Origin of the sequence: Pedobacter cryoconitis, from assembly GCF_014207135.1 — a bacterium.
Taxonomy (GTDB): domain Bacteria; phylum Bacteroidota; class Bacteroidia; order Sphingobacteriales; family Sphingobacteriaceae; genus Pedobacter; species Pedobacter cryoconitis_D.
Map to the genome: position 1 here is coordinate 15000 of NZ_JACHCC010000019.1, position 21516 is coordinate 36515.

At 42.7% G+C, this 21516-nt stretch carries 6 protein-coding genes; 4 read left to right on the forward strand and 2 right to left on the reverse strand.

From position 1 onward, the window contains the following. The first annotated feature begins 37 nt into the window (after positions 1-37). From HDF25_RS25505 to HDF25_RS25520, 4 genes are all read left to right on the forward strand, one after another. Positions 38-9508: a neuraminidase-like domain-containing protein gene (locus HDF25_RS25505; protein ID WP_184629249.1), complete on the forward strand. Its 9471-nt coding sequence runs from the start codon at positions 38-40 to the stop codon at positions 9506-9508. Between the two features lie 68 nt (positions 9509-9576). Further along, entirely contained in the window at positions 9577-10620 is a 1044-nt protein-coding gene (locus HDF25_RS25510; RefSeq protein WP_184629250.1) for a hypothetical protein, read from the forward strand. A 141-nt stretch (positions 10621-10761) separates the two neighbouring features. Beyond that, positions 10762-12741 carry a hypothetical protein gene (locus tag HDF25_RS25515; protein WP_184629251.1) on the forward strand — a complete coding sequence of 660 codons (1980 nt, stop codon included), beginning with the start codon at positions 10762-10764 and terminating at the stop codon, positions 12739-12741. Positions 12742-12760: 19 nt separating this feature from the next. Next, entirely contained in the window at positions 12761-13333 is a 573-nt protein-coding gene (locus HDF25_RS25520; RefSeq protein ID WP_184629252.1) for a hypothetical protein, read from the forward strand. An 89-nt stretch (positions 13334-13422) separates the two neighbouring features. Here HDF25_RS25520 and HDF25_RS25525 read toward each other — a convergent pair whose 3' ends face one another. Both HDF25_RS25525 and HDF25_RS25530 read right to left on the reverse strand, forming a co-directional pair. After that, on the reverse strand, positions 13423-16311 hold the full coding sequence (locus HDF25_RS25525) for a TonB-dependent receptor (protein ID WP_184629253.1): 2889 nt from the start codon (positions 16309-16311) through the stop codon (positions 13423-13425). A gap of 183 nt (positions 16312-16494) precedes the next feature. Next, positions 16495-21516 (reverse strand): amino acid adenylation domain-containing protein (locus HDF25_RS25530; protein ID WP_184629254.1); only part of this gene is annotated, 5022 nt, incomplete at its 5' end.

Here is a 21516-nt window from a genome sequence, read left to right on the forward strand (position 1 = left end):
CCATTCTAAGGCTATAAAAAATTAAAAATACGGTTTCATGAAAACATCAACGCTAATCAAAATCAATGATACAAAGCTGGCTTCATTTTATCAGAAAAACCCATCCTTTGATATCCTGACGCATAATTTCCTAGACCACAGCAAGGTCAAATCCCTGTCAATAAAAGGTACTGACAAAGATATTCTGCCCAAACTGATGGCCTATCAGAGACTTCTTCGCCTCCATCCCGATGTGGCAGTTGCGCAAGAGCTCTTAGCAGACAAGCTTGACTCCAGCATAAAAATAACCAATATCGGGCAAACGGTTTTTGTAAAAACCTACGGAGATCGTTTTGGTAAAAATGGTGCTGAAACCGCACGCAAATTATACGATGCCGCCACACACAGCAAAAACAAGGTAATGCACCTGTTGGCTTCAGCAAAAAATGTAGCAGCCTCACCGAATTTCAGCACCATGCTCTTTAATCCAATTGCTGAGAGCCTGAGCAGCACCTTTCAGGATCTGGCCAGTTACCAGGACTATTTCGGAAACCTGGATTACTGTGATTGTGAGGAGTGCAAGTCTATTTTTGGTCCTGCAGCTTACCTGGTAGACTTATTAAGAATTATAGATCGGGGTATCACAAAACCCAATACCAGTATTCCATCCGGTCTGCATTTATTTGACAGACGGCCAGACTTACAAACTATTGAACTGACCTGCGAAAATACGAACGGTTTAATCCCCTATCTGCAAATCGTAAATAATCTGCTGGCCAGCACGCTGGAAAATGCCCTGAGAAAAAGTAAAAGTTTAATTGGAGATGACCTTTACCTCACCCTGGCCAATACCTATTATCCATTTAACCTGCCTTTTAATCTGCCGCTGCAGCAGGTAGAAACGGTAATGAATAATCAAAACATTGCTTTGTCTGACATTGCAGCGGCCCTTACCAAAGGAACTACTATATCAGCTGATCAGGCCCGGAAAATTCTGGGCTTATCAGTGGAAACACTTAGTAATCTCAAAAGTCCTCCAACAGCTCAACTGCCAGCTGTTCTCAGTGCAAACTACGGTTTGACCGTAACGACAGGCAATCTGAACGGACTAGACCAGGTAAATACATTCCTCCAGCAAACCAGCCTGTCACTGACCGATCTGAACGCGGTACTGACCGAAAATTTAAGTGCCAAGGAGCTGTTTGATGTATCGGGTAATTATACGCCTTCTGTTTTTGGGCCAGCTATGATTCTAACTCAGCAAGGTAGTTCGGTGAATGGTTCTTATGCTACAGACGGTATCTTAAAAGGAACGATAGACGGCCTGGTCATGACCGGACAATGGTTCAGCGCTACACAGGCTGCACCTGCCATCAATGGAGATTTCCAATTTACCTTCTCGGCAGATGGCTCCTCTTTTACCGGAAAATGGAGCAAAGGACTCGGCATGGCCTGGGAAACGACCAACTGGAACGGAACACTGAAAGGCACATCCACCCAGGGTATTATTCCTCATAGCTTATATATTAATGCTCCGCTGGCACAAAAACAATATTTACAGATCGTTTCTGCACAAACCGGTGATACGATCGCCTTGCAAAACCTGGCTACACTTGACCGTCTGAACAGATTCATCCGCCTCTCTGCGCTGATGGGCTGGTCTTATGAAGACACCAACTGGATCCTTACAACCTTACTGGGGACAAATGACATCAGCGATACCACCTTTACCGAGCTGGCAAAGATCAAACAAAGTATCACGGTCTATAACATAGACCTGAATTTATTGAGCTGTATGTGGTTTGACCTTAAAACCATCGGTATGGGACAGGGATCAGTATCGGCTGCACCATTCGATGTGCTTTTTAATTCAGCAGTTAGCTTACAGGAAACCGGAAAATATTATCGTCCGGTGATCAAGGCTTCAGTCACCAGTTTTGTAAATCCGTTGTATACCGATCAACCGGTTCTTTATGTGGTAGATCAGGATCTATACAGCAACCCTGCTCCCAGTGATGCCACAAAACTTTTGGTAAGTCAGGGACAAGTTATCATTCGCGGGATTCCGTCTTCGCAGGATAACATCCAGGCAATTGCACTGGCCGCTTTTGGTAAGGTAGCCACTATTGAACTTACTGTTTCAAATCTTTCCGTATTATACCGTCATATCATGCTGGCAAAACAGCTGAACACCACCATTGACAGGTATGTATTATTGCTGAAATTGCTCAATTATGGAAGTACCACAGCTGGAGTTTTCCTCATTCAGCCTACTTTAGACAGGGACGCTGTGCTACAGATCCTTGGCACAGCAAACAGTATACAGGCTTCTGGTTTTACAGTTTATGATATTGATTATATAGTTAACCAAACTACAGCTACAGTTCCAAGTCCGTACGTGAATAATGGTTACAGGCTTTCGGCAGCGCCCGGATTCCTGAATACCCTACGTGTATTATTAATCAGTGCTGCATGCACAGCAGACAGCTTCACTTACAGCAGTTTGACAGGTGATGCATCAGCACAGGTTGTTGAAAACCTTAGCTTTCTTAAATTCATAGATGCTTCAGGCCTTATTGTAAAAGATCCCTCTACACTTACTGCTGCCGACTGGGCATCTGTTTATATTGGCACACTCCTGCAACCAGATGATTTTGCCGGTAGCATTTTTACCGCCCAGGATTCTGAACTGATCTTTGCAGGACTGCTCAAGCAGGCCATTATAACTGTATCGGGTCATCTCATGAGCAATCCGTCAAAAACAGACTGGACCAAAATCCTGATTGGAAAGCCTGCGGCACCTCTCACTGCTGCCCAGCAAAAAGCTGTACTGACTGTAATACAAAGTATGCAGTCAAACCCAGATACAGATCAGCAGCAGTTTATCACCTCACAGTTAGGCACAATTCAAACGCATCAGGAAGAGGTTTTTGCTAACCAGACCGGGTCATTTTTCAGCGTTAAGGAAAGTCTTGCCTCCCTGGCTATTCATGCTGTCCGAGGCACTGACCCTGCATATCTGGAGCCTTTTGTCCTTACTGACTCAGACGCAGTCGCGAAAGCAAACACCTTTCTGCTCAATATCTCCAGGATCCTGATGCTGCAAAGAATCCCTGGTCTTTCGGAAGCCCAGTTTTCCAGCCTGTGTATGAGCCCCGCAGCCTATGGCTTAGCGGGTAACAATACCTATTCTTATTCCGCAATACTCAGCAGCAGCAGCCTCAAACCTGTAGTACAGGCTTTTGGAGATAATGATGATCAACTCATACAATATTTCGGTGACGTATGGAGTGCAAACCCACCTTCAACTGATGCTTTGCAGACTGAACTCTGCAGCTTAACAGGCTGGAGCAAACAGCAATACATCAGCATTGCGAAAGTAATCCTGAATGATCCCAATGGCTGCAAAACCCTTGCTGATGTGATCGCTGTCAAAGCCGTATTTGATCTTACAGGCAGTCTGGGTATTGATACTGATTTTCTGCAGCAGCTGAATCAAACGACATCGCTGCCTGCCACAGTAGCGAGCTGGCCGGCATATCAGGCGACAGCTTCAAAACTATTAATGACCATACAGGCTACAACAAGCTCGGATGCTGTAGAGGATCAATATAGAACCATTAACGGAGACATCGAAGGAAAGAAAAGAGACGCTATGCTGTTCCTTACTATTGCTGTGCTTGGACAGACATGGACAGATATTACTAACCCACGCAGCCTATATGAATTCTTACTCATCGATCCCGAAAACAGCGGCTGCTCAGACACTTCGCTGATAGAGGAAGCAATGAATGCGGCACAGCTCTATTTACAGCGCTGCCGCCTTAATCTTGAAAAAAATGTTCAGATCAATACGGATGATATTCCGGATGTCTGGTGGGAATGGATGATGAGCTACAGGATCTGGGAGGCAAATAGGCAGATTTTTGTCTATCCGGAAAATTATATTGTACCTAGTTTGAGAAAATCAAAAACCTCTCTGTTTGCTAATCTTGAAAACACATTGATGCAGGGTGAGGTAACAACTGATCTTGTAGAGTCTGCTTATATCAAATATCTCGATGATTTTTCTCAGTTTGCCAAATTACGTTATGTGGATGCCTATCAAAGTATTGTTCATGACAAGGAAAGAGGCGCAATCGATACGCTGTTCATGTTTGCCAGAACACAGGAACAGCCTTATCAGTTTTACTATATTACCAGGGAAACTGCGGGTGATTGCGGCAATGGCAGTCAATATCTGTGGTCGGAATGGAAAAACATCAATATCAAAATCGATTCACAAAATGTAACACCGGTTTATGCTTTCAACAAGCTATTTGTATTTTGGGTAGAAATCTCCACAAGCAAAGAAAGCGGCGGCTTAACCGGAGCAACAGGCAACGATACAACCATTACCACACACTCCAATACGATTACCAAAGGATCGATCAAATATTCCTATTACAATTTCAATGAAAAGTGGGTTCAGCCGCAAACCCTGGTTTTGGACAAAGTGGTTAATGTCTTCAGCCTGGAAAAAGACATTTACGGATCGTTTCGGGATCAGTTTACCGATACGGGGGCTTCCTGCTGGACACAGGTTTCAGTGATCCATATACAGCCTGAAAATTATGTAGGCACCACAAATACACCAGAAGAGAAACTGGTCGTGTACTTTGGCCCGCTGGCCAATAATTCCAATCTGAGCATCGCTCCGGCAATTCCAAGTCTGGCCAATGATTCTACTTCTGTATATGCCTTCAAGGATATGCTCAAACAAGCTTATTTCAATCTGGAACAAATGAAAAGCATGAATGTGAACGGTGACATTCCGCTTTGCTCTCATTATGTCATCAATGAAGTTTCAGGTGACCAGATCATCTTAAGTCAGTATGAATATTTAAATCTGGCAAATGATACACTCTCTACATTGATGCCCCCTTCCTTTGCCATTGAAATCAGTAATGAAAACCTGGCCATAGAAACAAATTATTCGACCATTGTGACCAATAACAGCGACGGCATAGTAAGTGAATACACCAATATTGTAAAAGGCCCGCAAAGTGTAACTGATTCTAGTTTTGTAGTATATCCTTATATAGACCAGAGTCTGTCAGCAACCATTCATACACAGATTAACGCTAAGATGTCAGGAATTATCACCAACGGGATCATTAACAAAACTGCGCTGAGTCAAAGTATTCCGGCTATTTCTTCGAAACTTGGGCTAACTGAAGGTCTTGCCAAATTGGTCCAGAACAGGTTTTACGAGCTTTACTATGGTACATTAATCCTGTTCACAAACGTTGTACATAATGCAGAGGTTGTACCCGTAAAAAACCAGCCCAATACCTTTATACTGGATAATAATGACGAAGCTTTCCTGCTTACTGCCATTAATAATGTAATAGAAGTTATACCAGCTATACTGAACCCCGACTCCTTCGTGTCGGCAACCATTACCAAACCTACTTCTGAGGGTTATTTCAAGCTCCTTTCAACCGCTCCGAACCAATATATCCGGACGGACGGAACAGTAAACCAGGAATTGCTTCAGGGAGCTTCTCCCTTCACGATAGGGCTTATACTAGGTATGGCTGCTCCCTATACTGAAGCCAAGAACATCATCACAGTAATGAGCGCATCAACGCAAAACATTACAAAGAAAAACTACAGCAAGATCGATGCGCAGCTGAGGATTACAGCCACCCTTTCTTCAGATTGTTTTGTATCGTCCACTATCAGCAGGTCAACTTCGGAATCCTATTTTACGATATTATCTACTGCTCCGAATAATTATATCCGTTTAGATGGTTCGGTCAACCTCTTAATGGCGATCGGAGCAAATGAAATGGTTATCGCACCATTATTGGGGCTTCAGCCTACTGATCCTGCTGCAAGCAAAGTTGTGTTCGTGCTTAAATCTGCTGCCAACCTTATCACCAGGAACTCATTTACATCAGCGGCTATCAATCCTGATAATTCATTGCTGTATATTAATGCGGCAACTTCAGCGTCTTATTTTACGATACTCTCTACCAGCCCTAACAATTTCATTCTGCCCAATGGTACAGTCAACATAGATTTGCTGAGTACAGTTTCCAATTATACAATGTCCTTATTGCTTGGGAGCGAACAAGACCCTAACGGATTTGTAGTCGCAAAAGTAATGGAAACCTTATGGCGTGATTTCGGCCCTGTAACTTTGGGCTATGTTTTCCCTGATGACCTGGATGCAAAAAAAAATCCGGGGATGTATTACCAGAACGACAATATCTATTCTCTTCAGTTTGCTGTTGAAAGAATATCAACCGGCGCCATCAACCCTATCAGTCATGCACTGACATTTGGAGGTATAGATGATGCCCTATCTTTAACGGTTCAACAGCCACCAGTAACAATTAACAAACCTTTCAGTAATCTGGGGCCTAGTACAGCTTCGCTGGTATCACCCCTGCAGGGATCTGTCATTATTCCTCCTTCGATAATAACCAATCAGGAAGTGGACTTTACCGGTCCTTATGGCATGTATTACTGGGAGCTGTTTTTTCATACACCATTCCTGGTCGCTTCGATGTTAAATGCCAACCAGCAGTTTTCAGATGCCGAAAGCTGGATGCAGTACATCTTTAATCCGACCGCTCAGAATAGATATCTGACCCAGGATATTTTTATTAAACAAGGGCCCCTTGATATAGATCCGGCTGTCATGGAAAACATGTATTCCATTTTAACAACAGCCCCGAATCAGTATATCGATAAAAACGGAGTAGTAACCAGTCTGGTTGAGAAATCATCACCTTATGCTTTAAGTATACTACTCAATCTTTCTATGAATCAGGCTACTGAGATATTAAATTTCCTCAATAACTATTATGTTATCAAGGCAGAAGTAAGAGCCTGGCAGTTTGATCCTTTCCGTAATTACACCCTTCAGACCTTACTCCAGAATCTGAGCAGCTGCGCACAGACAGCAGTGTATAACGATGATCCTTTTGATCCTGATGCCATCGCACGTCTTCGGATAGGTACTTACGAAAAAACGATCATGATGAAATACATCGACAATCTGCTGGACTGGGGAGACTTTGAATTCACACAGTATTCAATGGAATCCATTACCATGGCGCGGATGTATTACTGTTATGCTAATGATCTGCTGGGACCAAAGCCAATAAGTTTAGGAACCTGTAAAGATTCATTTCCAGTCACCTTCCAGGATATTGCTGCCAGATATAAAAACGGAGATATCCCACAGTTTCTGATCGACATGGAACATCTTTCCAGCCAGGGAGCTATAGCTCCACCAGCGGGTGATCCGGCAAAACCGTATAATGACCTGGGATATTACTTCTGCATTCCCGATAATGATCAGCTTACTGCCTATTGGACCCGCGTTGAGGACCGTCTTTATAAAATCAGACATTGCCTCAATATAGACGGGGTGGCCCAGCCCCTGCCCCTGTTTCAGCCGCCTCTCAACCCTATGGATCTGGTACGTGCCTCTGCTCAGGGCGGCAATGTGCTGGGAATAGCCAGCCAGCAGCAGCAAAATATCTCTAATTACCGCTTCAGCTTTATCATTGAGCGGGCTAAAGCCTATGCAGAGCTGGTCAATGATTTTGGCAACAATCTTTTGAGCGCACTGGAAAAATCAGACAGTGAAGCACTGGCAGTACTGAACCTGAACCAGTCCAGGACCATTCTGAATATGACGATGATTATTAAGAATAAACAGCTGGAAACGCAGCAGGATCAATTAACCGGTTTGCAGCAAAGCCTGCTGAGCGCGCAAAACCGAAATACGTTTTATACCGCGCTGATTAATGCCGGATACAACGCATCCGAAAACTCAGCTCTGGCCTATATGCAATCCAGCATCGAAGTGCAGGAAGTCATTGCCGGAATCCAGGGTGTTTCTATTGTCGGATACCTGGCACCCTGCATCTTCGGATTCTCAGATGGCGGAATGAAATTTGGCGATGCGATTAATATGGGCGCACAGATGCTGCAGACCACTTCGCAGATCCTCAGCCAGAAAGGCGGATCGGCAGAAACTGTTGGACAGTACCAGCGCAGAGCGGAAGACTGGCAATTGCAGCAGCAAACTGCACAATTTGATATTAACCAGATTCAGGATCAGATCTTAAGTCAGCAGGCGACCATAGAATCCAGCCAGCAGGAAATCAGCATTCAGCAAAAAAGCATTGATCAGAATGATGAACTGATCACCTTTTACCAGAATAAGTTTACGAACAAAGAGCTTTATCAATGGATGATCAGTCGTCTGTCGGCAGTTTACTTTCAGGCTTACAAACTGGCATTGGACACGGCACTCACTGCACAGATGTGTTATCAATATGAGCTTGACCGTAATGACTCCTATATTACTTTCGGATACTGGGACTCACTGCATAAAGGCTTGCTGGCAGCAGACGGACTAAAATTATCACTGGCCCAGCTTGACAATGCATACACAGAGAATAATAAGCGGCGCATGGAGATAGAAAAAACAATCTCCCTGAAGAGCCTGAACCCGGAAGCCTTTTATGCCTTTACTTCCGGTATCAATCAGGGTAGCCTGATGTTTTCACTCACGGAAGAACTTTTCGACCGCGATTTCCCAAGTCACTATTGCCGCCGCATTAAAACTGTATTGGTGTCTGTGCCTGCTGTAGTCGGCCCGTACCAGAATATTCATGCCACTTTAACCCAAAATACAAATCTGGTGGTATTAACCCCTGATAAGGATGTAGTCAATTATGCCATTTACCAAACCGCTCCACAAAAATCAGGGAATGCACCTTCACAACCCAATGCCAAAGCACTGCGTCAGAACTGGGCCTCGAGCCAGCAGATTGCACTCTCCAAAAGTGCGGATGATTCAGGGATGTTTACCTTAAATTATGATGATCCGCGTTATCTGCCATTTGAAGGAACTGGTGCCGTATCCAGCTGGACCCTGTCTATGCCGCCAAATACAAACCAGATTGACTTCTCGGGCATCTCGGATATTATCCTCACGGTATATTACAGTGCAAAAGAAGGCGGCAGCCCTTTTGGCCGCGATGTAACTGGTCTGTACTCGGGTACTGACAAGCAATACCAGAATATCCGCATCAACAGCTTTGACCTCGGCCAGGCATTTGCAAATAACTGGTATAAACTGTTTCAAATGCCACCGGATGCCCAAAAACAACAAATACTCACATTCCCGGTAACCAGTAATGTAGTCCTGCCTAACTTGAAAAATGTGAAACTCAGCCAGATCGTCATTGACCTGGAAACGGCAGCTGGATCGGTGATTAGTAACAATCAAACCGGCTTGTTACTACAGGTAGGCACTGTGATTGTAAAGGTGAACATTACCAATAACAAAGGGACGATAAGCGATACCGATATGAATAGTATTACGCAGTGGCAGGAACAGAATTGGTCTTTGATATTTTTAACTGATAAAATCCCTCAGCTCTGCACTAACAACCAGCTTGATGCCTCAAAATTACTGGACAGCATCGTATTCATAGCCTATACAAGCAATATGTAATTTCCCAAACATGATTTAAATGAACTGAATATAAAAAACAAATCCATTTACTAATAAACCTAAAAATTATGTCTGATTGTTCGCAATGCACCGAAAACTTAAATAGAGCTCATCAAAGTGGTTCTCCCTGGAATATGTGTCCGGATGAACACTGTGATGAAACAATAGCTATCATACACGATTATTGTCATTGCCAGGGCCCATTCTCTGGATTTCCATATGTACAGAATGGGCTTTGTACAACTGGCCCCGGAACCCTTATTCCTATCGCTTCCAAAAGCTGCTACTGCTGCTGTGACTGCACGGGTAACGGGATGTCTATAGCCACTTCAGACCATGATGCCAGAGCAATCCAGGAATTTAATGTCAATGACCTGGTTTGGGTTGCTAAAGATTCCAGTTTAAAAATATGGGTCCAAAAACCTGTTTTATTCAGCTCTGGTACGGGTGACCAGAGTGAAAACAAATTGTTCAGTGTTCACTTTGACGATCATAAAACCAGGCGCCATATCACTGCTAAATCTTTTGTTTCGCAGGCAGTGACACAACAGCAGGCCGACGCCTATTATAAAATCCTGTCTACCCCGCCCAACGAGTTTATCAACAAAAATGGACGTGTAAACTTAGCAGTAATCCGTCAGACGAACCCCGTGATTATTAGCGAACTCCTTTCCGTAACAGAAGATGTAGCCACCCAAATCTTTATTACCCTGAGCTCTGGTTCAAATCATCTTCTGGTACCGGGGGCACAGCCATTCCTGATGAAGGACGGCACACTGAAACAAGCGGAGAAGCTTATTCCAGGCAAAGATGTACTGCTTCATCAGGACGGAAGTACCTCACCTGTTATTTCCCTTGAGGCAGGTATCTACAAAAGAGGCATTCATCATCTTGCAACATCTGTTGAAAAGGCAACTTCTTTAGAGGACCATCTTTTACTGTTAAACGGCATCGTCATCGGCGACTATGCTGCGCAGATTGCCATGAGCGCTCAGAACAGTCCCATTAAAGACCACTATAAAGATGATCCTGCACTTGGAAGCAAAGCCTATAATCAAGCGAATTCAAATCTGGTCACCACTGCCTTGAGCGCCCATATTAAAATAAAATAGAAACATACGCAGAGGTATCATTTTATAAGATAGAAATCAAAAAAGTTATAGAAAGGAGGCCGGCATATGAAAGACTAAAGAGTTTAAGACAGCAAAAAGCAACCAGAAATTAAATAATTATAAACCTAAAAACAAAACATTATGTCAGATTTCCCCCCATGCGACGCCTCCTTAGCACGAGCGCAGCAATATGCAAAAGATAACGGTTTTCCTGTATGGAACTATTGTCCAACGCTTCATTGCGATGAAAATGTAAGTTATAACCATCAGTTCTGTTACTGCCAGGGTATGTTCAATATTCCCAGTAATTTTAATGCCCAGGGCCAATGTATCAATGGTGTAGGCTCATTAATACCTATTGCCTCAGAATCCTGCTACTGCTGCTGTAGCTGTTTTGCGTTTGATACACCTATAGCTGTATCAAAAGATATGGTTAAGGCTGTCCAGAATTTTGAAGTCAACGACCTGGTTTGGGTTGCTGCAGATCCAACTTTAAAATCCTGGATACAAAAACCTGTTTTATTCAGTTCAGGAACAGGTCCGGACGGACAGAACAAATTGATAAAAGTTCATTTTGGCGACCAGACCAAGGGCATAGTGGTAACACCCGATTCTTTTAGATCTTCATTCGTAAGCAAGGAGATGTCAGAAAAGTATTTTAGTATACTATCGACTAACAAATTCATCGATAAAGGCGGTCTGGTAGATCTCATGGCGGTCAAAAAATCAGATGCTGATAAAATCTGCAAGCTGCTGGGATCACAGATGGTAGTTGCCCAGAAGGTCTTTAATATTCTGAAAACTGATTCAAACTATCTTTTGGTAACAGGAATCCAGCCTTTTCTGATGAAGGATAAAACGCTGAAACAGGCACAGAAATTAGTACCAGGCAAAGATGTCCTGATGCTGGCAGACGGAAGTACCACTCCTATCATTTCCCTTGAACTGGGTATGTTCCATAAAGGTGTACATCATATCGCTACCAGTAATCACCCGGCTACATCGCTGGATGGCCACTTACTTCTTGCCAACGGTATTGTGGTGGGTGATTATGCTACCCAGCTAAGTATGGGCAGCGCAAAAAGTAGCCTTAAGGATACGCATGCAGATCTGCCGGTATTCGGTTCTAAAGAATATAGTGCCAAATACAACAATCTTGATTCGACTTCGTTCAGTGCTTATGCCAAAACCCCTGTTGCACATGAAGCCGAATTATTTGAAGTATTCCATATCGCCAAATCAGCACTCATTCCTGAAGATGCATTTTCTTTTATTACGAAAGATCAGTCTGAAGAGCTGATGCTAAATGCGCCTATATACCCTGCGAGCAATAATGTGGCCGAGCCGGATGTGCGTTATCTTTTCAAATTGTTTGGTGCATTTAATCCTGATATTACTTACTATTATGATCAAAACAATATGATCCCAAATGCTTATTCATTTAATCAGTATGGAAGCAAATTTGTGGTTATCAATTGTGGATGGACTTTACTGGAAGGTATTTATTTTCAGGGAATCGCCATGACTATTGCGCATCTGACAGCTGCATTGAATGAAGATGGTTTATTACCAGTTGGGGTTAGTCCTCTTGGCAAAGCTGATTATGATGTTTACCCTGTTTTCCTGAGCGTATTTTACAATCCTCAGGCAGCTGTGTTAAATTATAATGCTGCTTCTGACCAAATCAAAAAGATATTTAGCTATATTAAAAAACACAGGGACCCTATTGACGAGATTAGTCTCGACTGCCGTATTGATACCCTTGCAGCATCAATAAAGGGATCACCTTTACCACATTGTGCAGGCGGGCCTCCAAATCCAGCACTTGAAGTAACGGGTGCATCGGCAACAATACCTGAAGGACACGAAATACCGGTTATAGCGATCACTTTTAACATGCCGGTAGATGAGGATACAGCCAGTGCCCTGGGCAACTATATGTTCAATCCGGCAGCGCTTGTTTTTCTGGCTACAGTCGACAAAAAGAACCCTGCTCAGGTGAATATCGAAGGCATTATTATACCGGATACCGACTATACCGTGGTTGTAACTGGTGTATTATCTGTTGATCAGCAGCCGATTATTGTAGGAAAAAACGGCGCAAAATTCAAATTAAGCTAACCTTTTATAAAGAACCATTATGATCCAGGAATTATTACAGATCAAGCCTACGGATTCGTTTCAGGACATGCGCGACCGCATGGGGGCTTTTTTAGGGATGAATACACCAATACCTGAAAATGCAATGCGCAGAGCTGTACAGGATCAGGATTACGCCAATAATTTAATCACGTGTCGCAATGCCCCGGGTTTCCTGGAGGTATTGCTCACGGATCCTGAAAATGAACAATACGCATTGAACACAGTACAGGATAATGAGATAAGCAATGTCGAGCTCATTCAAAAAGCTGCAGGTGCATTTATGCGCTGGGGTAAAGCCGGTTTTTCGGTAGTGGATGACACGACTCTCGAAATCAGGGAAAACGCCTGTATGGGCTGCGAGAACCTCTCTAAACCAGAGAAAAAGCTTCAAAAGCTGGTCACCTCAAAACCCAGTGAGCAAATCGGAAAAAGGATTTCTGACTGCGTTTGCAAACTATGCGGATGCAGTCTCAGTAAAAAGATCCGTATCCCTACAGAATCATGCCCGGCCCGGCATCCTGAAAACAGTAATCTGAACCGCTGGGGCGAACCGGCCCTTAAGACCGGCTAAGCTATCTGTTTTATCTTAATCATTTAATCCGGCAGCAATAAGGTATTTGCTGCCGGATTTTTTATTATAAAAAGTAATATAGATGAATCCTAAGGATTAAACGCATAAGCCACATAATAAATCGCGCCTACAGCCGGATTTCCATAAGAAGTAAAATTGTACTTGTTCAGCACATTTGAACCTCCTACTTTAATCATTGAATTTACAGAAGGGATTTTAAAGTTGACCTGAGCATCCAATGAACCAAATGCAGGTACATCTCCTGAAGCAAAACTAGAATTCCAGTAGAATTTACCCTGCCAGCGATAATTCACATTAAAACCAACGTTTTTAATCAGTTCCTTCCTGCCTATCCCTAGATTATAACGGATCGTTGGGGTATTAAAATCGTTGATATAATTGTCAGGAATATCTCCGATCTTATTATATGATATATTGCCACTCAAATTATAATTAGCCAGTAAATAATCAATCCCCAAAGCCGCACCATAAGAGGTCACTTTTCCGGGGGCATTGACAGGGACACCGAATTTTGTAAAGTTCGATCCATTAATGTCCTTTTGATAAATATCAACTGATGTGATAAAGTCTTTATAGCTATTATAATAAGCATAAGCATCAATTAAGAACTTAGGCCCCAACAGCCCCCTATAGCCTATTTCATAAGCCTGAACACTTTCAGGACGGACCCCTTTTGGATCGAAATTATAAGTTTTCAATAAACTTGGATCAGGAGTTCCTCCTGCCGCAGAGTTAAGAAAAGCCCGGTAACTAACATCTGTATAGGCCGGGTTGGAGTACAGATTATATTTGTTAAGAAGTTCTGGTATTCCGCCAATTAATCTTTGTGAGCCACCACCTATTGATAAATCAATGTATTGGTTTTGAGTTGTTGGATTTCTGTAACCAGTCTGATAAGATAGCCTGATGTTATTATTTTTGGCAACGGTATATACTCCGGTTATTCTTGGCGTAAAACGGCCATCAAAATTAGTGCTCTTATCATAACGTCCCGAAACTGTCAGTTTAAACTTATCATCAAAGAATTTTTTACCCAGCTGTCCAAAGCTGCCATATTCTTTGATGTCAATTTTATTGACTAAATCATCGAAAATTGTTCCGTTTGATCTTAACTGATAAAGGCGATAAGAGGCACCTACCTGAAATTCGACAACATTATTCAACAAATTACTGAGATTATACATTCCTTCGTAATGGTATAAATTAGTCTTATCATTAAATTTTGCCCCATAAATACCCTTGCTGAAATCACTTCCGGAAATCGTAGTATTCATGATTTTATTTTTGGCCGTCTCAAACTCAGGAGAACCAGGAACAAATCTGCCCTGGTCTGCAGCTGCCCTCGCCGCGGCATAGGCTGCTGCATCTGTAGCCCCCTGAGACTTTGCACCAATATAGTTCCCTACATACTGGGGAAACCAATCAGTAGATTTTTTAGAAGTTTCGTTAATATAGCTGCCCAGAATAGAAGCTATATAAGAATCACCTGAACGTTCCTGGGTCGTATAACCTCTTATAAAAAAGTCTTGCCCCTTTAATTCCAGTTTATATTGACCGATACTGAAATTTCGCAGAGAATAACGGTCAGACCCTGTATAAACAGAAGTACCACTACCCCAATAAACCTGCGCTATAGCCTCAATGGTCTTGCTGAACCGGTAATTTGCCGAACCGGATACCTTAAGTGATTGTGTTTTATAATCTACCAGTGAACTTTCATCATAACCAGTTCTGGATACATTCTGATTGGGCAATAAACCAGGTGTATTGAGTCCGGCATAAAAAGGTCTCATGGTCGCATTGCTACTTAAGAACCCGTTGAGTGCATTCAATCCTGCCGGGTTAGATTTAAACGCCGCAATCTGTGCCGCAGTCGGCGCTGCGGGAAGACCCATTGCCCCCTGAACAAAAGCTGATGTTCCTGCATTAAGTACCGACTGAGCTACATTTCTCATGTTTTGGCTTACCTCATCACCATATACATTTATACCATCATAATTTGGATCTGAACTTCTGGTTCCTGATTTTCCGGTTCTTGCCGAACGGTCAAAGTCGGAGAAATTATCAGCCTGCCAGTCTTGTGCCTGTAAAAATGAAAAGGTTCCCTTGATGGCGAATTTATTTTTCCATGCCTTTGCCAGACGGATATCCAGCTGGTTATAAGGTTGTACACCTGTGTTATTATCATTGACGTGATTGATTCCGCTCTTAAACTGAAAACTCGGCCCCTGATAATCAAAAGGACTTTTAGAGGTCATGAGCATGGTACCATTAATCCCACCGGCACCATAGAGTGCAGATGAGGCGCCAGGCAATAGCTCAACATTATCTACATCCAGGTCATTGATTCCTACGATATTGCCCACTGAAAAATTCAATCCCGGAGCCTGGTTATCCATACCATCCACAAATTGGTTAAACCTGGTATTACCGTTGGAATTAAAACCTCTTGTATTGACAGATTTAAAAGTCAGACTCTGTGTACTGACCTCAACGCCTTTCATATTAGCCAGCGCGTCATAGAAAGATGGAGCAGCAAGTTCTTTGATGGTACTCTGGCTCATTCTTTCTATGGAAACCGGAGATTCCAATATCCTTTCGGGGGTTCTGGATGCAGAAATAACAACTTCCTGCCCAAGGATACCAGCCTGCTCCAGTTCTATAGTTAAATCGGCTGTATTACCTGTAATCAGTTTTTCAACTGAGGTATAACCGAGAAAGGAAATAACAAGGGTAAATGGGGCCTTTTCTGAAGTACTGAACGCAAACTTTCCAACTGAATTGGCGGATGTACCAACCGTTTTTCCTTTAACAGTTATTCCTGCGCCAGGGATTGGTTCTTTACTTAGCTTATCAGTTACTGAACCGCTAATAACAATGTTTTGTGCTTGTGCATACAAAACTGTAAGACAGAGCATTAAAAACAGAAAAACTGGTTTTGTAAATCTTTTCATCATATGGTTTTTATTATTTGGTTTACATTAACCTTAATTTACATAATTAAATGAAAAAATTATAATAAGTTGTTCACCAAATACTTAAGACAAAAACCAAATAATTTATCAGTAGTTAATCTTTGAGTTAGAAAAGACTTGAAACGACTACTTCCTGCCAAATCAATGACAGGAAGTAGTAATTTGTTATAAATCAGTAAAACAACCAATATGCGTTTTCAGACATGCCGCTAACGTCAACGCCTTACCATTCTTCACCATAGAAAAGTGATTTCCGGGAACAGTATAAACAGCAGTATTAGCCGCATGTCTGCCCCATCCCAGATCCTCCTCATAATTCGTCCAGTCCTCTTCTTCAGCTTTGACTATAACCAGTGAAGCTTTAACCTCATCACTAACCGCGTAATCTATCTGTACATTAGTAACCTGTAAATCAAGCAATCTGAGGATAAAAGCAACATCTTCCTCTTTAATATCCGTTTGATTACGCAGAAAATCAGTCATAAACGACATCAGATCCTCATCCTGAACTTCTGTAACTGTTTCGAGCAAAGTATCTACCCATGCCGGATAAGGAGTTTGTACCAAATGATAATATTCCAGCGTTTTCAGCAACATATCACCCTTACTTTCAGTTGATTGAGCAGCGATCTTTGAAACGGGAATAGCAGGTGCGTCCAATATCGCAACCAAATCAACCTGTTCTCCTGCCCTTTCCAGTTGCTGAGCCATTTCATAAGCTACACAGCCACCAAAAGAATGACCAATTAAACGATAAGGTCCCGCGGGCTGTACTGACTTAATCCATCCGATATTCATTGCTGCAATACTTTGTAAACTATCCAAAGGCTTTTCTCCTTTAAACAGTCCCATCATCTGCAAACCATACACCGCACCACTATCTTCTAAACCTTTAGCCAGTTCATCATACCCATCACTAATCCCATCCGAACCGGGTATAATAAAAACAGCCTCTTCTGTACGGCCCGAATTCAACGACAGAATATGTTCATTCCCTGACTGATACAACTGCCGCTGCAACATTCCAGACAACATACTAATCGTTGTATTCACCAACAGATCCTGCATCTGTACTTTATACCCTAATTGTCGTATCGGATTCATGACCCGCATAGCCAGTAAAGAATGGCCACCCAGATCAAAGAAACTATCATTAACTCCTATCGGAGATACATGAAGCAGTTCCTCCCAGATACTAACCAGTTTTGATTCCAGTTCATTACGCGCGGCAACATACCCTCCGCTTTGCTGATCTTTAACAGCGGCTGATGGTAATGCCTTTTTATCCAGTTTCCCATGAGGAGTTAATGGCAATGCTTCCATTTCCACATATACACGAGGTACCATATATTCCGGTAATTGAGTTTCCAGATAAGCTACCAGGTTTTCCTTCACAAAATCTCCTTCCGGAACCACATAACAAACCAAATGATTACTTCCAGATTCATCTGCACGGGTTAACACCACAGACTGACTCACTAAACCACTTTGTTCAACCACGGTTTCAATCTCTCCCAGCTCAATCCGGTAACCCCGTACCTTCACCTGATCATCAATTCTGCCGAAAAACTCAATATTTCCATCTGGAAGCCACCTGCCCACATCACCCGTTTTATACAAACGGTCAGTTTTCGCAAAAGGATCAGCAATGAAACGTGCTGCAGTGAGTTCCTCACGGTTTAGATAGCCCCTTGCCACACAATCCCCTCCAATACAGATTTCTCCAGGTACCCCCATAGGCAGTAAATTACCAGCTATATCTAACAGATAGACCTGCGCATTCTCAACCGGTTTACCGATTGGCAGATAATCTGCTTCATGCCAGCTCTTGTCAAATTTGTAAGCGGTAGCAAATACCGTACATTCTGTTGGCCCGTAAGCATTGTAAAAGTCGAGCGTTGTATTCTCTGTAAAGCTCTGTGCCAGTGGTATTCCACAACGTTCCCCTCCTGAAGAGATAAACCTTAAACTTGATGGAACCTGGTCTGCTGGTATATTTCTTAAAAAGCCCGGAGTTGACAACATATAAGTAACCTTTTCTGCATTCATCACCGAAATCACAGCGTCGGCATCCATTTGTACTTCCTTCGGTATCAGAACCAGTGCTGAACCATTCAGCAGGGTCATAAATATCTGTTCTACAGAAGCATCAAAAGTATAACTTGAAAACAGCAGTACCTTGTCTTCATTACTCAATGCCAATTCCTTCTGCCAGCCAAAAACCATATTATGTACACTTCTATGCTCAATCATCACGCCTTTAGGCTGCCCGGTAGAGCCCGAAGTATAAATCACATAACATAGATTACCAGACTGAAGATCCGTTTTTACAGCAGAAGTAGGCTCCTGCCCGATTTTATCAAGATCCCCATCCAGAGAAACAATGTGAACGTCATATCCCAGCATCCTGCGACTATTCTCGCTACTGACTACAACACACGCTCCTGTATCTGAAAGCATATAGTTAATCCTATCCTGAGGATATGCTGGATCAACAGGTACATAAGCTCCCCCCGCTTTCAGAATACCCAGAATTCCAATAATCATATCCATGGAACGATCTATACAGATTGGCACCAGGGTTTCTTCCTTAACTCCCGTCTTACGCAGATAATGCCCCAGCTGATTACTCTGCTGATCAAGCTCTCTGTAAGTTAACTGCTCATCCTGATAAATCAGCGCAATAGCATCAGGGCTTCTTAAAACCTGGGCATTGAACAAATCAACCAGTGTCAGTTCAGTTAAATAAGCTGTTGGCTGTGGGTTGAAAGCAAACAACTGAGCCAGTTCCAGCGCTGGCAATACCGGCACATCAGTTATACGCTGTTCATAATGATCCAGATAGGCTTCAAGCACCAAATCAAAATAAGCATGAATATCAACCAGTGTTTTACCACTTTTGAGCTCTTTACCCAATCTGTAGTTGACAGCAAGAACATTTCCCGTGGTACTTACTGTACAATCTAAATGCGTATTTGTCACTTCAGAACTCTCCATCCGTAAACCTTCTGCTGCATCCTGTAAGTAGTCATGTTGTGTAAATAACCCGGCTTCATCCTCCATTTTGTCAAACACATGGAAATTGATATAGTTGAAAATCGTATCAAAGAATGGATTACCACTGGATGCCTGCTCACCAATCAAACGTGCAATTTCCGATAAAGGCATACGGTCATGCTCTTTTAACGAGATCAGTTGCTGTTCTATGCCTTCAAAATAAGCCTTCCAGCTAATCTCAGTTCCACTTCCAATAAAACGAAAAGGTACTGTATTTAAAAAACAGCCCAATACTTTATCCCCATCTTCGGTCATCGGACGACCGTTAGTCACCACACCTACTGTAACTTCCTGCTCAAGGGTCAGCATACTCAGCATATACTGATAAGCCCCCAGAAACACCCCCTTAACGCTCAATCCGTCTATGCGTGTTTTGGCTTGTATCCGGTTCAGATACGCAACTTCATACGTCTTTAGTAAAGCTTCATTGGTAACTGTATCCGAAAATATATCCAGACGCTTGTAATCAGCTAATGACTGTACCCAGAATTTGCGGTTTTCTTCGTTACGTTTCTCTGAAATACTTTCTATCACAAAATCACGGTAACTCGACTTTAATAGAGGTAAATCCAACGCTACCTTACTTTCTATCTGTGCCACATACAAATTATTCAATTCTGTAGTAAAGGAAGCAACGCTCCAGCCATCAAGCATAGCATGGTGAAACTGGAAGACCAGAATATGTTCGTTCGAAGTTTGTAATAAACTCATCTTCCACAAATTACCCTGATGAACTTCAAATGGGGCTTTACGTTCTTCCGCTAAATAATTGCTCAGATAAGATCCAATTTCCTTGTCCTTCAGCGTGCGGAGATCATAATAATCCAGAAAGACATCTCCCTGCTTGTAAACTAGCTGTACCCCTAAATCATGAAGATGAAGATCAAACCTGGTCCTCAGGATTGAGTGTTTAGAAACCAAACGCTTTAAGACCTGTTCAAAAACATCCCTGTCCAGTAATTCCGGTAGTTTAAAAGTGATCTGATCATGATAAATTGCCAGTTCGGGATTGAACTGAGAGGTATAAACCATCCCGCTTTGAATATCACTCATTGGATAAATATCCTCTATTTCCGAATCGGGATGCGACCCGGATAACAGCGGAAGTAATTGTAAACGCAGAGACTCCAGTTCGGACACAATTACCTGATGAACGGGCTGAGCCTGCTCATCCACAACAGCATGTTCCGAATCAATCAGTGCTGATAAACTACTGATTGTTGAACATTCATATAAATCATACAAACGGATGCGATCATTAAATGCTTTACGCAGACGGCTGATTACCCCAATCGCTACAATTGAATCCCCACCAAGTTTAAAGAAATCTTCATGAATATCAGGCTCCTCAATTTCCAGAGATATAGCCCAGATTTCTCTTACCTTTTGTTCAGTCTCTGTCAGTACTACCGGCTGATCTGTTGTTCTGCCAGCCACTTTAACTGCTTTCACATCAGGCAACGCTTTCCTGTCCAGTTTACCATTCACAGTCAAAGGAAATGCTTCCAGCTCCATAAACACCTGAGGAACCATATATTCTGGTAAACGTGATTCCAGATAACTTATCAGTAAATCCTTATCATAAGTAATAGCTGGCACAACATAACCCACCAGACGTTTCTGCCCTGATTCATCCTCAGCAGCAAGCACAACACCCTGGTTGACCAGACCACTTTGCGCAATAGCCCGTTCAATCTCTCCCAGTTCAATCCGGTAACCCCTGACTTTCACCTGATCATCACGGCGTCCTATAAATTCGACATTGCCATCTCCAAGCCACCTGCCGATATCTCCAGTCTTATACAAACGTTCTCCTGCTATAAAAGGATTGTCAATGAAGCGTTCTGTAGTTAATTCCTCGTTATTCAGATAACCACGAGCTACACCAGCCCCGCCCACATAAATCTCTCCCGATACCCCAATTGGAACAGGATGCAGATAATTATCCAATACATAAACCTGGCGGTTATTTAATGGACGGCCTAATGGGATTTCTCCTTTACTTACAAGTGCTGTGATCGGATAGCTCAAAGAAAAAGTTGTATTCTCTGTCGGCCCATAGCCATTGATAATAGTTTTATCCGGATAAGACTGACGGAAACGGTTGATATGGGATACGGAAAGTTTCTC

Bases quoted from the DNA above. Each gene is read 5' to 3' on its own strand.
- HDF25_RS25505 (WP_184629249.1), top strand. From the start codon at position 38: ATGAAAACATCAACGCTAATCAAAATCAATGATACAAAGCTGGCTTCA.
- HDF25_RS25510 (WP_184629250.1), top strand. From the start codon at position 9,577: ATGTCTGATTGTTCGCAATGCACCGAAAACTTAAATAGAGCTCATCAA.
- HDF25_RS25515 (WP_184629251.1), top strand. From the start codon at position 10,762: ATGTCAGATTTCCCCCCATGCGACGCCTCCTTAGCACGAGCGCAGCAA.
- HDF25_RS25520 (WP_184629252.1), top strand. From the start codon at position 12,761: ATGATCCAGGAATTATTACAGATCAAGCCTACGGATTCGTTTCAGGAC.
- HDF25_RS25525 (WP_184629253.1), bottom strand. From the start codon at position 16,311: ATGATGAAAAGATTTACAAAACCAGTTTTTCTGTTTTTAATGCTCTGT.